This window comes from Novipirellula sp., assembly GCF_041583735.1.
Lineage (GTDB): Bacteria > Planctomycetota > Planctomycetia > Pirellulales > Pirellulaceae > Novipirellula.
In genome coordinates, this window is sequence record NZ_JBFHFD010000202.1 from 1 (window position 1) to 13,355 (window position 13,355).

Annotated in this window: 10 protein-coding genes; 5 read left to right on the forward strand and 5 right to left on the reverse strand. The window is 55.0% G+C overall.

Annotated features, from left to right (window positions below):
* Positions 1–125 precede the first annotated feature (125 nt).
* A complete protein-coding gene (locus tag ABX962_RS16165; RefSeq protein WP_372721086.1) occupies positions 126–1,355 on the forward strand; it encodes a DUF1559 domain-containing protein in 1,230 nt (409 codons plus the stop codon).
* A gap of 708 nt (positions 1,356–2,063) precedes the next feature.
* Complete coding sequence (locus ABX962_RS16170; protein ID WP_372721087.1) at positions 2,064–3,272, forward strand: DUF1559 domain-containing protein; 1,209 nt, start codon at positions 2,064–2,066, stop codon at positions 3,270–3,272.
* 131 nt (positions 3,273–3,403) lie between these two features.
* On the opposite strand, the gene ABX962_RS16175 is transcribed toward ABX962_RS16170, so the two are convergent.
* The 3 genes from ABX962_RS16175 to ABX962_RS16185 form a co-directional block, all read right to left on the reverse strand.
* Positions 3,404–3,577 (reverse strand): hypothetical protein, encoded by a 174-nt coding sequence (locus ABX962_RS16175; protein ID WP_372721088.1) that lies wholly within the window; start codon positions 3,575–3,577, stop codon positions 3,404–3,406.
* Between the two features lie 201 nt (positions 3,578–3,778).
* Complete coding sequence (locus tag ABX962_RS16180) at positions 3,779–4,192, reverse strand: ester cyclase (RefSeq protein WP_372721089.1); 414 nt, start codon at positions 4,190–4,192, stop codon at positions 3,779–3,781.
* A 125-nt stretch (positions 4,193–4,317) separates the two neighbouring features.
* On the reverse strand, positions 4,318–4,752 hold the full coding sequence (locus tag ABX962_RS16185) for a hypothetical protein (protein ID WP_372721090.1): 435 nt from the start codon (positions 4,750–4,752) through the stop codon (positions 4,318–4,320).
* A gap of 304 nt (positions 4,753–5,056) precedes the next feature.
* Between ABX962_RS16185 and ABX962_RS16190 the strand changes: the two genes are divergently transcribed.
* Positions 5,057–6,277, forward strand: coding sequence for an agmatine deiminase family protein (locus tag ABX962_RS16190; protein WP_372721091.1), 1,221 nt, complete (start codon positions 5,057–5,059; stop codon positions 6,275–6,277).
* Between the two features lie 358 nt (positions 6,278–6,635).
* On the opposite strand, the gene ABX962_RS16195 is transcribed toward ABX962_RS16190, so the two are convergent.
* A complete protein-coding gene (locus ABX962_RS16195) occupies positions 6,636–10,457 on the reverse strand; it encodes a HEAT repeat domain-containing protein (protein WP_372721092.1) in 3,822 nt (1,273 codons plus the stop codon).
* A gap of 152 nt (positions 10,458–10,609) precedes the next feature.
* Positions 10,610–11,407: a tRNA (adenosine(37)-N6)-threonylcarbamoyltransferase complex dimerization subunit type 1 TsaB gene (gene tsaB, locus ABX962_RS16200; protein WP_372721093.1), complete on the reverse strand. Its 798-nt coding sequence runs from the start codon at positions 11,405–11,407 to the stop codon at positions 10,610–10,612.
* Between the two features lie 370 nt (positions 11,408–11,777).
* Here tsaB and ABX962_RS16205 point away from each other — a divergent pair, with 370 nt between their 5' ends.
* The gene (locus tag ABX962_RS16205) at positions 11,778–12,536 is read left to right on the forward strand and encodes a metallophosphoesterase (RefSeq protein ID WP_372721094.1); all 759 of its coding nucleotides are present in this window, start codon (positions 11,778–11,780) and stop codon (positions 12,534–12,536) included.
* Between the two features lie 108 nt (positions 12,537–12,644).
* Positions 12,645–13,355: metallophosphoesterase (locus tag ABX962_RS16210; RefSeq protein ID WP_372721095.1), on the forward strand; the 711-nt coding region annotated here is incomplete at its 3' end.

Genomic DNA, 13,355 nt, shown 5'->3' on the forward strand with positions numbered 1-13,355 from the left:
GCTATGTTACACTCTATTGACTACATAACTGGTGAGCGGGCGCATCGTCAAAATAGGGCAACGGATGTCGTTGCACCAATTCGCCCGAAAACCGAAGTTTTCAATCGTTTTCATGGAGATTGTTAATGAAGCGTGATCGACTTTCCCAGGGTTTTACCCTGGTGGAATTATTGGTGGTTATTGCCATCATCGGCGTACTGGTTGGCCTACTGTTGCCCGCCGTGCAAGCGGCTCGCGAAGCGGCACGGCGAATGAGTTGCAGCAACAACGTCAAGCAATTGGGATTGGGGCTGCACAACTATCACAGTGCCTACAACCAGATGCCGATTCATGGTGTCGGCACCGATGACGGCAACGACAACAACCAAAACTGGTGGACGAGCTACAGCACGCATAACCACTGGCGTCTGAGTGCGTTGGTGGGGATGACCCCGTTTGTCGAGCAACAGGCATTGTGGGAGAAGATCACCAACCCAAGTTCCGAACGCACCGACAAGAACAATGGCGCCGCGATTGGAACCACGACAAACCCTTGGCCCGCGATGGGCCCCACTCCGCAAGAAATTCAGTACACCCCTTGGGCCACCGAGCTTCCCACACTTCGCTGCCCAAGCGATCCTGGCACAGGCCTTCCTGCGCTGGGACGGACGAACTATGCCTCGTGCATGGGAGATTCCCACTGGCGTGCCCAGCACGGCGATTTTGATCCCGACTTTGGTCCCACCGACAGTGGATGGGCGCAAGAATCACGTGCGGCCAATCGCGGCATGTTTGTTCGTCACAAAGCGATGAAGTTTCGTGACGTCCTCGATGGACTTTCCAACACCATCGCGATGATGGAAATCGCCACCGATCTAGGTGACAATGATGCCCGCACGATTGGGAAACGCCACCCCAACGGACAAACGCCTGGGCAAACCGACATCCGCGACAACCCCAGCACTTGTCTCGAATCGAATATGATCGATCCGGCGCGTCCTCGGTTTTGGATTTCAGGGAACACCGAAGGGGTCACGCAAGGCCGTGGCTATCGCTGGGCTGATTCCCAGAACATCCACACGATGTCCTACACGATCTTGCCGCCCAACAGCCCGGTCTGTATTCCGCACGATTCCAACGGCCCCGCGCTGACGACGGGGTCGAGTCGTCACCAAGGGGGGATCCACGTGCTAATGGGCGATGGAGCCGTCAAGTTTGTGACCGATTCGATCGAAGCGGGTAACCAACGGAACCCCGTGGTGCACAATGGCGGTACCGTTGTTAACAAAAACGTCGCTGGTTCGCAGAGTCCCTATGGATTGTGGGGAGCGCTTGGAACGCGTGCATCGAAAGAGACCATCAACGCGGAATTCTAAGCCTGCGACGAACTCACTTCGACGCTCACTGAATCGACGAAAAACCCCGGGCTCTCTTCAGCCCGGGGTTTTTCTGTTTGCAAGGTCCGCACGTGCAAGGTCAGCACGTTCTGCCGCTTGGACACTTTCCATCCTGAAGGCTTTCATTCATCGCCGCCCATTCAGCTGCGATGGCAGCGATAGAAAAATTCGTGCGTCGCGATCTCAGCAATGAGCTGGTGGCTTGAACGTCGCGGATACCGCCGGAAAACCTAACCCCATTTCGAAACTGACCATAACGAGGTCACAGGCAAACGGGTTTGGCAATGCCTTCATGCGGCAACCCGCATTGTCAACGAGCTCTTACTCAACGCCTCGACAATGCGAGGCTTTCTCTTTGGCGAACCCCCAAACGCCGCAACCTTCCTCGAGCCGCAATCCTTGACTGCACCTTTTTGCACACCAATCCCGTGCCTGCCCCCCTACGCACACTTCTGCGGCCTCCCATCCCTCACGTTTTCTAATTAACGAAACTAAAGACGCAGACCGTTTCGCAAACCGCTAATCGCTGCCTGACCCCTTCTCTAGAGCTATGGCCCAAGCATCCGCCACTAAGATACAATTAGTGGCTGGTCCTATTCCCGACGATAGTTTCGTCACCACCGCAGCGGCGGATGCTCAGCCATCTCCGTGGCGGGATTCCCTTTTCTTTTTCATTGGAGTTTATCAATGAAGCGTCACGAACTTTCAAAAGGTTTCACATTGGTGGAACTGCTGGTGGTGATCGCCATCATCGGCGTGCTGGTAGGATTGCTTCTACCGGCGGTGCAGGCGGCGCGCGAGGCGGCCCGCCGAATGAGTTGCAGCAACAATGTCAAGCAGCTTGGCTTGGGGCTTCACAACTATCACAGTGCGTACGGTCAGATGCCTGTTCATGGAACCGGTACTGACGACGGTAGCGACACGGGGCAAAACTGGTGGACTTCGTATAGCACCAACAACCATTGGCGGCTGAGTTCGCTGGTGGGGATGACCCCATTTGTTGAGCAGCAAGCGCTGTGGGAAAAGATCACCAACCCGAGTACCGAGCGAACCGACGGCGCGGTTCAGTCGCCTCCTTGGCCTGCGATGGGTCCGACCCCGGACAATATCCAGTACACTGCATGGGCGACCGAGCTCCCTACGCTTCGCTGCCCAAGCGATCCGGGGACCGGATTACCGGCACTGGGAAGAACCAATTATGCCTCGTGCATGGGCGATTCTCATTGGCGTGCTCAGCACGGCGATTTTGATCCTGACAGCGGACCGACCAACAGTGGATACGCGGAGGAATCACGTGCAGCGAATCGCGGCATGTTTGTTCGTCACAAATCGATGAAATTTCGTGACGTCCTCGATGGACTCTCCAACACCATCGCGATGATGGAGATTGCCACCGACTTGGGCGACAACGATGCCCGCACGATTGGCAAACGTCACCCCAATGGTCAACCGGGGCAAAACGACATTCGCGACAACCCCAGCACGTGTCTTGAATCGAGCATGCTCGATCCCCAACGTCCGCAGTTCTGGATCTCGGGCAACACCGAACCGGTCACCAAAGGACGCGGCTATCGCTGGGCTGATGCTCAAAACATGCATTCGATGGCTTTCACCATCTTGCCACCGAACAGTCCGATTTGTATCCCACACGATTCCAACGGGCCATCGATTACGACCGGATCGAGTCGTCACCAAGGCGGTATTCATGTGTTGATGGGTGATGGAGCGGTCAAATTCATCACCGATTCGATCGAAGCTGGCAATCAGCGAAACCCCGTGGTCTACATCAGCGGTAACGCTGCCAACAACAACGCTCCTGGGGCAAAGAGTCCCTACGGTTTGTGGGGTTCATTGGGAACACGCGCATCGAAAGAGACCATCAACTCGGAATTCTAAACTTGAATCGAGTACTGCACGACATTTGATGGCGCAACAAAAAACCCCAGGCATGAATTTGTCTGGGGTTTTCTTTTTAAAAATCGTACTCTCTGGGCGTCTTTACTCTCTGGCCTGATTGGCTCTTTGCCTTATTTTTGGCTCTCGTTCATCGAAGCACTTTCGGCGGCGACGGCGGCTTCGTATTCAGCGATCGCTGCGGCGTCTGCATCTTCGGCGACATTGGAAGGCCCCGAATCACCGCACCCTGGCAGCATGCAAAATGAGAACAAAGCGATACATAGTGTTACAGCAAATCGACTCATGGGATTTCCTTGGGGTTGGAATGTGTGAATAGGAAGCAGTGCAAGATTCCAGTATACCGTGATCCACGGCGGTGACGAGTGTACGCAGCGAGCGGACAAGGCCTGGGATCGCGTCGCACATCAGCCAATTTCGGCATTCTGATTCCTTGGCAATTGGATTACGTGGATCGTCGCCAAACCCAATTCCGGTGCAACCGAAAATTACTGCGGAGTGTCTTGCAGCTGCCTCTTTAGACTCTCTTGACTCCAGTAATCTCCGCCGCCGACCAGTTTGTCATCCTTGAACCGGTGCCAAGTGATTCCGCGAATCACAATCGGGCGTCCGGTTGCCTTGATGCCCAATCCATCGCCTTGGTGAGTCCCGGTGGCTTTCCAGCGGATCACCACACTGTCGTCTTCAGTGACCGTGCCTTCCACGTCCACATGCAAATCGGGAAACGCGTCAAGCATCGGTGCATGCACTTGTTTCTTGAACTCATCGGGGCCGCGGAGCACGCCATCTTCGGTTTCCGCGATGCTATCTTCGGTCAAGAATTCATCGATGGTTTCGGCCCGCCGTTGATTCCAAACCTCTTCGAACCAGCGTAACGATCGCGCCGTGTATTCATTGTTCACGTGCTTGCTCCCTGTGGAAATCCAGTCGATAGATCAAAAAGGCAAGCGGCGTCGCTGCGGTCCTCGACCGCTGCGACTCCCCCCCTGCGGTGAATCTATCGCTGCCGCGCTCCGATTGCAACTATTTATCTGTAGGAAGCGAGTTCATCATCATCGAGCCATCGCCAATCGTACACAGCGATATCGAAATCCAAATTAACATCCCCGCTAAACTCGTCGAACTCGCGTTCGTCCCGGTTCAACCGAGCTCGTTCGAGCTGATCTTCTCGCTGCAGCTGTTGAGCGATCTTACGGATCTTGGGGTTGGCGTGCTGCAGAAACCGATTGAACTGTTTACGACGCTTTTTAGGAATAATGCCGTCCCAGGTGACACAGCGGTAAAGGTTACTCCGTTCGCTGCGAAAGTCGCGTTCTTCTTGCGGTAACCGCTGACAGCTTTTGCAAAGATGCAGCCGATGTCCTTTCCCCCCAAACCGTTCGTTAGGCAGGAAGTGATCGCAGCACCAACAGGAGTGCCCGTTTCGTTTTTTACGCTGTTTCGATTTCCGTTTTCTTACCATCCGAAGCATTACAGTAGCGGATTGGAGCCCGGGCGGGTTCATTTCTGCATTTCTTTATGATCGCCCGATAGCCGTGTTGTGGTTGGCAATTACAATTCGAAATCGGACCGCTGCCAAGCCTACCCCCATTGGGCACCGAGGTGTCTGCGAAACCTGGAGACTGCAGAGCGAACCGGCAGCTCGGATCGGCATCCTTCGCGACGGTCCGAGTCGAAAAAGCGGCAACGGCTCGATCAGGGCAAGGGCCGCGGTGGCAATGAGACAGGTACTTAGACGAGCACTACTTAGACGAGCACTGAGATTGATGGTCAAGTCATTGTTGCGGTTTGCGGCTGCGGTCGTGATAGCCACAGGGTTTACGGTGGCAAACGATCCGGTTTTGGCTCAGCGTTTCTCTCCCACCTTGCTTGCCCAAATGGCGGTAGAGGCAGGCAAGGCCAACCAGAATCGTCCCTTTCCACGACTCGCCGCCGAGTTCGAATCTCAGCGTGCTCTGGTGCTAAGCGTTAGCGATTGGCAATCGCATCATGCTGCGACGCTACAACAGATCGTCGAGAAGACAGCGGGGCACACCAACGTGTTGGTCCTATGCAACAATCCAGAACAACTCGTCGATGCGGTCGATTGGATCCAAGGCGGACGTGTTCCGACCGATCACGTTTACTTTTGCGAAATCGACCTGGACACGATTTGGATGCGTGACTTTGGTCCTTTGTTGGCCGAAGGTGAACAGGGTACCGAAGCGATCGATTTCTATTACGAGGGCTCTCGTCCCAAGGATGATGCATTGCCGGTCGTATGGGCCGAACGCACCGGATCAAGATTGATTTCGGTACCTTGGACGATCCAAGGTGGCAATCTGCTCAGCAATGGCCGCCGCATCGCATTAACGACGCATCGCATCTTCGAAGACAATCGGATCGGTTTTCCCAAACCATGGCCCGGACTCGATCCCGAAGTGGAACGCCGCAAAATGGTGATCGACGAATTCACCAAGCACTGTAACCTCACCGAGTTGGTCGTGCTGGAACCTCTGCAACACGAAGCGACGGGACATGTCGACATGTTCGCCACCTTCCTAGCAGCGGATCAAGTCGTGGTCGCTCGAGTCGACCCGCGATTGGATCCGATCAACGCGGCGATCCTGGAACGCAACGCCGCCCGACTACAGCGTGTGCAAGTCGATGGAAAACCGATGCAAGTGATTCGCGTCGACATCCCGCCGCGAAACGGAACGTCGTGGAGTGCGTACACGAACGTGATTCTCGCCAACAACTTGGTGCTGATTCCGACGTTTGACAGTGATCCGGCAGAGATGGTCGCGGCCGCGCGAGCCACCTACGCCCGATTGCTGCCCAACCACACCGTCACGACGGTCGACATGAGCAGTTTGAAAGAATTGCAGGGCGAACTGCACTGTTTGTCGATGAACCTACCCGCGTTCGCTCCGATCCCCGACAACGTCATTGATTTTGCCAAGGCGGATGACTATCGGCGACGCGTCCGTGGGTTACAGCAGAATTAAAGATCGGACACGCCTTTTGAAGCTGCGCGTTTGTATTTAGGGGCAAAGCCCCGGACGTTTACCTAGCCCAGCCCAACGGGCTGGGACCAAGAAAACCAATGAATGGAAGGGCCAACGGCCCGGCCGTTTGCTGGGACATAATGAGGGCGGCTAGAAAATGGCCGGGCCTTTGGCCCGAAGTACATCGAAACGCGTAAGCGATGGAATCCCGATCATGATTCGGTCCCTCGCTGACGCGTCGGGTTGGGATTTATCGGAACAAACGACAAAATCGCCGAAAGTTAGCTTTCGGCGATTGAGTAATTGGGCCGAAACTCTTGGCGAGTTTCGCTACCTCGATACGTGTCGATGAAACCTGCTAGCGAAGATTGTCTTCTTTGCTGGCGATCTCGAGCTCGGGAATCACTCCCATGTAGCTCATCAAATCGCCAATCTCTTTCAGACTCAAATCGTCCAGTAATCCGCTCGGCATGATACTGCTGGTGCTCGGCAGAATCTGATCGACTTGCGATTCTTCCACACTGGAGATGCGATTGTTGCTGTCGCGTACCAACAGCGTGCCATCACTTTGCGTGGTCACCAAACCGACGAGCACCTTGCCGTCCAATGTCAGTACCTTCTTGCTGGCGTATTGGTCGCTGACGATGTGAGCCGGATACAGGATTGATTCCAAGATTTCTCGTTTGGTGAACCGCCGAGCAACCGAGGTCAAATCGGGACCGATCGCTTTGCCGGTGCTACCTTGACGATGACATTGATCACATCGGCTCTTGACGAACACATCGCGACCATGCGACGAATCGCCAAAGCTGCCGGTGTCGCTTTCCAGGTAAGTCAACAGTTGATCAAGATCCCATCGTGAATCATCGGCGTTGGGCAAAACGGCCTCGGGTCGGTCGGGATAGGTTTTAGCGAACCATTTTTGCCAAGGTGCCATCGACATCTTCGCTCCTTCGGGTCGCTGCATTCCGGTCCAATGTTCAAGCAATTGTTCGACGCCTTCGAACGCTTGTCCATTTTCTTGGGCGCGAACGCCCAACAAGATCAGCTGACGAAGTGCCATCGGATCATCGGTGGCAATGGCAACCGATTTGAGTGCCGACAAGATTTCGCCCGAGGTTTGATCGTCCAGGATATTGAGGCTGCGAACCAAGTAATCCCAGTTTTCGCCATCCGGATCTTGGGCAAGTGCCATGGCCACGACGCTACGTCGATCGGGCTCGCTACGCCAAACCGACCGCAGATAGTCGGCCGCACTTTGATCTTTGCATGTCGCCAACATCGCGGTGATGCCGGTTCGCAATCGTCGTTCGACGTCACCGTGCTGAGGTTCTTCGACGAGTTTGCGATCGAGCTCGATCAACGTCGTCGCGGTTTCTTTGTCGATAGGACGAGGCAATTTGTAGATCGCAGCGAGCGCGGCGTTACGCCAAACGCTGCCTTGTTCCAAAATCGCAGCGACGTCTTCATCCGACAGCGATTGAGCAAAGTCTTTGGTAACGTTCGCCAAATACATCGACAACGATCCGGCGGTCGCTTGGCCCGCAGCGTTCTCGTAGTACTTCAAAATTCGGAAGCGTTGTTCGGCATCCCAATCCTTTGCCAAAAATTGCAGACACATTGCCACCAACGACCGGTCTTCAGTCGGTGCATCGGATTCGATAAACGCCAAAGCGCGATCGGCGACCTGCTCGGCTCCCAGATAGCTGGCCAACCGAATCAGCGAGTGATTCATGCGGTTGTCCCCTGCCGGGAATTCTTCGGCAATCTGGTCACGGAATGCGGTGACCTTCGCCGGCGAAACTTTCCCGCGATGCAGCGCCACTTCGGCGACACGCAACGCATCGGCAAAATCGGCATCACTCAAAAAGCCGGTCATCATTTCGCTAATCCGAGCCAAGACTTCGATCGCGTTGGCTTCGGTCGGGTCGGCATTGATCAACGCCAACATGCCTAGGACGGAAATTCGCGTGTCGTCGTTCTTTAGGACTTCGTCACGCCACAGCCCCAAATGCATCTGCTCAAGTACGCGACGTGCAGTGAACGCCAAAGTGCGATCATCCGAGGCCAGCAATTCAAAGATAGGATCGACGGTTTCAGGCATCTTATCGCTACGCAGCATTGCCTCGCAGACTGCTCGCTGAACACTTGGATCGGGGTCGCTAAGCATCTCGCTAAGCCGTGGACCGGTTTTCGCACTCGGGTGCATTCCCATCACTGCGGCTGCACGAGCACGTACTGCTTCGTTGGGCGAACGGCTCAGTTCCATGATCAATTCTTCGTTAGGAACCGGGCCAAACAATTCCATCAAATCGAGTGCTCGCACTCGGTAGTGCGGTGGGTTGTCATCGCTATAAGCGACTCCGGCAACCAATTGTCCCCATTCGCTGCCGAGTTCGCGTTTGATCGAAGCGATTTCTTGACGCGCCCATGCGGAACCGATTTGAGGTTGTCGCACGGCTGCGGCAATCCCGCTGCCGAGATTCTTCATGCGTTCGGGAATTTCGCCTTTGTAGACGACTCGGTAAACGCCGCCGGAGGTGCCACGACCGCCGGTGCTGAAATACAGTCCGCCATCGGGCCCGACATCCAAGTCGGTCACGTTCAGCGGTTGGCCTTTGAGAAAGACTTCGCTATCGGCGATGTAGCCCGAACCGCGTTTTTTCAATCGCACATTCAAAATGCGGCCTTCGGACCAATCCGCTAGAAACAAGGTGTTCTGATAACGGACGGGATACATGTAATGTTCATAGCTGATCGCTCCGGTCGGGCTGCCCCGTCCGGTATCGAGCAGATTGGGCAGGCGGTCGACGAAGTGTTCAGGCCATTTAGCCCATCCGGTACGCCAGCCGAATTCAGCCCCTTCGGTCACATCAAACAGCGCCGTCGGACGGTACCAAGCGGTCCCGATGTCGGCTTCCATGTCCGAATCGTGCACGAACATGTGGCCCGAGGAATGAAAGGCTAAATCGTAAACATTGCGGGTTCCGCCAGCGACACGTTCGACGATCGAACCATCGATGTTGGTACGAATAATCGTTCCTCCGGGTGCCTTGACGCCAATGGCATGACCACTGGGATCTTCGTATCGAGGCAGGATATCGCCTTCGTAAGCATCGTTGTACGTTTCCCCTGGCCCGGTTTTGCCGATCGCATGCGTGTGGCTACCCAACGTCACGTAGATCATTCCGTCGGGTCCAAGTTGCAATCCATGGGCACCGTGTTCTCCGGCAGGACCTTTGAATTTGACAATCGCACGGACCTTTTCCAGCGAACCATTGCGGTCCACGTCGGTCAATCGATACAGCGCGTGTCCATCGGGACCATCCCCCGTCACAAAGACTTCGCCATTGAGTGCCAAGATGCCCTGGCACGATTTGACTTTGTCACAGTAAGTCCGCACAAATTCGGGAACGCCGTCTTCATCACGATCAAAGACAAGCAGCAGAGGTCCGTTTTCTTGTGAGACGATAATATGACCAAACTCGTTGAAGGTCATCGCGATCACCGAGCCCACTTGTTCGTCATCCAGGACGCGTTGGACGCCGAAGCCACGTTGAATCTGGAATCGTTCGCGTTGGTCGGTTTGTTCAGCGACCTGCACGTCTTCGTCTTGATCCCAAGGCACCGTATCGCCAAGTTCGCCGAACGAGGATGCGTTGCCCCACAATCGGTCATTGTGCAGCACGGTTTCCCAAGTGGCCACCTCATCGCTGCTGGTTCGCCACGATGCATCGCTGCTGAAGGTGTACCATTTGTCGGTGCCGTCGGGCAAAACCGACACGCGAGCAGCCAAGGCGGCTTTGTCGCCATGGGTGTTCACGACGCGAATCGCGATGATGTTTCGGCCGACTTCTAAGTGATCGCTGATGTCGTATTCATCGATTTGGCGTGCGGATTGGCCGCTGCCGATTTTGCGGCCGTTGACGTACAACTCGTATTCGTCATCCGCCGCGATCTCAATTTGTCCCTTGCCGGGAACTTTTAAGTTCAGGGGTTTGCGAAACAAGCACGTTTCGCCGACCGCGATGGGAGTGTCGATGGTGGTGTTGGCAGCCCAAATCCATTGAGCCTCAGCCGCCGAAAGCGTCACACTCGAGCTGCTGCTGAGCACGACAAACAGGGTCGTCGCAATCCGTAAAAAACAGGATCGCTCGAACGATTTAGAGTAGCCTTCCATGGCAATTCGTCATCTCGGGATGGGGAACGGTTGGGTTCAGACTATGAAGGTCGTTTTGGAGATTAGGAAGGATCCGCAGGCAACGCAATAGAGAAAATTGCCCCCCCTAACTGACCAGCCGAAATCGCCGACTCAGTGCCAAGTCCGGCGCACTAGCCTTTTCCCCGCGTCTCCGCCGATGATTGCGTCTCCGCCGATGATTGCATCTCCGGCGATGATTGCGTCTCCGCCTTTTCTTCTGCCGCACTGGGTCGCAAGTAGCGGGGCACCAAGGCCATGGGGTCGGTAAAGAGCGACAGTTCCGCCGCTCGCAGTGCGACCAGCCCGACGCCAAATGCATCGAGTTCGCTGCGAGTCATCGACGTTCCGCTGAATTTCGCAAAAGGCTTGGCGTCGCCCGCAACGGTCAATTGCGATGCCTGGGCCGATGCCAGCAGCGTGGACCACTGTTCGGCACTGACAATTTCGATCGATTGCGGCAAGGGCGTCCATGGATTGGGAATCGCGGCAAGCGGCGGCAAGATTTCACCGCGATGGAATTGTCCGGTAAAGACTTGGCCTCGATAGGCATCCAATCCGACTCGCAGCGTTTGCAGATCGGGGTTTTCGAAAAACACGACCGCCGCGACCGACGCCAACGAATCGACCGCCACCAGCGGCAATTTCATCGCATAACTCAACATTTTGGCCGCCGTGACGCCGATGCGAAGCCCGGTGAAGGACCCTGGACCGACCGCAACAGAAATAAAATCGATCGATTTTTTCTCGTCCCGGCACCAAGACAGCATTTCATCCAGACAGGGCCCGATCGCTGCCGCCGTGCGTATTTGCTCACCCATAGGACGTCGCAGCAACACATTGTCGCCACTCATCAGCACGGCCGAGCCTGTCCGTCCCGTGGTTTCGATAGCCAATTGAATCGGCAATTCACGAGAATTTCCAGCGGTCATGCGATGTGATGCGTTTGAGAAGCGAGTGAGAATGCGGCAAAGAGCCAAATGGGAGCCGAAGATCGAGCGATTGGCATCCTGGCTTAATGCCTACGATCCCCACAATGTAACTCATTCGGTAAACTTGATAATGCCAGACCGAACGGCTTCGAGGCGAGGAAATCTTGCGAGAAGCAAAAATGATGGGATTGCCCAAAAAAAACGCATTAAACTACACTTCGGGCTTGGCCTTCACATCCATAGTTTTGCACAAAGGGACGAGTGCGAGACGGAGTGTGATATGATCTCCGCGACGAGATCTTGAACCATTAAAGTTTCGTCCACCTCCACGTTTTCCCGATTCCATTGCTTTCCACCACCGAGTCATTTAGTGAAACGCGCGCTGATCAGTGACATTCACGGAAATCTTGAAGCACTGACTGCAGTGTTGGCTGACATCAAGACGATCCCTGTCGACGAGATTTACTGTCTCGGTGACATTATTGGCTATGGCCCCAATCCGTGTGAATGTCTCGATTTGGTCATGAAAAGCTGTCATTCGACCATTCTTGGCAATCATGACCAGGCGGCGTTATTTGATCCCGAGGGTTTTAATCCGATGGCGCTGCAAGCGATCTATTGGACACGCGACCAATTGGACAACGGCCCAGGCTCGGCTCAGCAGATCAACACCCGCTGGGATTTTCTGGGCGAGTTGCCGCGACAGATCGACCAGGGCGAATTTCGCTTTGTTCATGGATCGCCCCGCGACCCCACCAACGAATATGTCTTTCCCGAAGACATCTTCAACCAACGCAAAATGGAGATGTTGTTCGCCAAGATCGAACATATCTGCTTTATGGGGCACACGCATCTGCCAGGCGTCTTTACAACGGAATGCGAGTTTATTTCGCCTGAGGAATGCGACTACGTTTACCACGTCGGCCCGAATAAAGCGATGATCAATGTGGGCAGCGTCGGCCAACCCCGCGACGAGGACAACCGAGCCTGTTATGCGATCTTGGATACCGAAGCGAAAACGGTGACTTACCGGCGTGTCGATTACGATCGCGACGTCACCGCGAACAAGATTTACGCCGTTGCAGAGCTGTCCGACGCATTGGGCGATCGACTGAAACACGGGCGATAGAAAGGTTCTAGCTGACGCGAAATCGGTTTTGGGGTTAAGATTACGATTCTTCTTGGCTGGACAGACGTTCGCTGGACCGTTCCTTCGTTTTCAACCTGAGTTTTTAAATTGACCCGGACCGCCATTCTTAGTGACATCCACGGAAATCTGGCCGCTTTGCGAGCGGTCCTTGCAGACGTTCAAACCAATAAAGTCGATCGCATTGTGTGTCTCGGCGACGTTGTCGGTTATGGCCCTCAGCCGTGTGCCTGTTTAGACCAAGCGATCGAATTCGACTTTTGCGTGCTGGGCAACCACGACAGCAGCGCGTTGTTTGACCCCGAGGGGTTCAACGTTGCCGCCGAACAGGCAATTTTCTGGACCCGCGCTCAACTCGAATGCGGCCGTGATGGCCCCGAGGCCAGCCGGCGGCGAATGGAATTCTTGTGCAAATTGCCTCGCACCGTCCGCGAAGGGGGGGTGCTGTTCGTACACGGATCGCCTCGCAGTCCCACCAACGAGTACGTCTTTCCCGAAGACACTCAGAACTGCAAGAAAATGGAAAAGCTGTTTTCCATGATCCCGCACCTCTGTTTCCAAGGGCACACGCACGTGCCGGGAATTTTCACGCCTGACATGCGATTTATTCGACCGATGGAATTGGCGGGTGGTTATTCGGTCTCCGACAAATCACAGCGTTTGATGATCAACGTCGGTAGCGTGGGGCAACCGCGAGACGGTGACCCACGAAGCTGCTACGTGCTGTATGACGAACATGTCGTCGAATTCCGCCGCGTCGAATACGACATCGAAGAAACGGTCAAAGAGATCGAAGCGGAA

Coding starts and splice junctions, on each gene's coding strand:
- ABX962_RS16165 (WP_372721086.1), top strand. CDS start 126: ATGAAGCGTGATCGACTTTCCCAGGGTTTTACCCTGGTGGAATTATTG.
- ABX962_RS16170 (WP_372721087.1), top strand. CDS start 2,064: ATGAAGCGTCACGAACTTTCAAAAGGTTTCACATTGGTGGAACTGCTG.
- tsaB (WP_372721093.1), bottom strand. CDS start 11,407: ATGACCGCTGGAAATTCTCGTGAATTGCCGATTCAATTGGCTATCGAA.
- ABX962_RS16185 (WP_372721090.1), bottom strand. CDS start 4,752: ATGGTAAGAAAACGGAAATCGAAACAGCGTAAAAAACGAAACGGGCAC.
- ABX962_RS16190 (WP_372721091.1), top strand. CDS start 5,057: ATGGTCAAGTCATTGTTGCGGTTTGCGGCTGCGGTCGTGATAGCCACA.
- ABX962_RS16195 (WP_372721092.1), bottom strand. CDS start 10,457: ATGGAAGGCTACTCTAAATCGTTCGAGCGATCCTGTTTTTTACGGATT.
- ABX962_RS16175 (WP_372721088.1), bottom strand. CDS start 3,577: ATGAGTCGATTTGCTGTAACACTATGTATCGCTTTGTTCTCATTTTGC.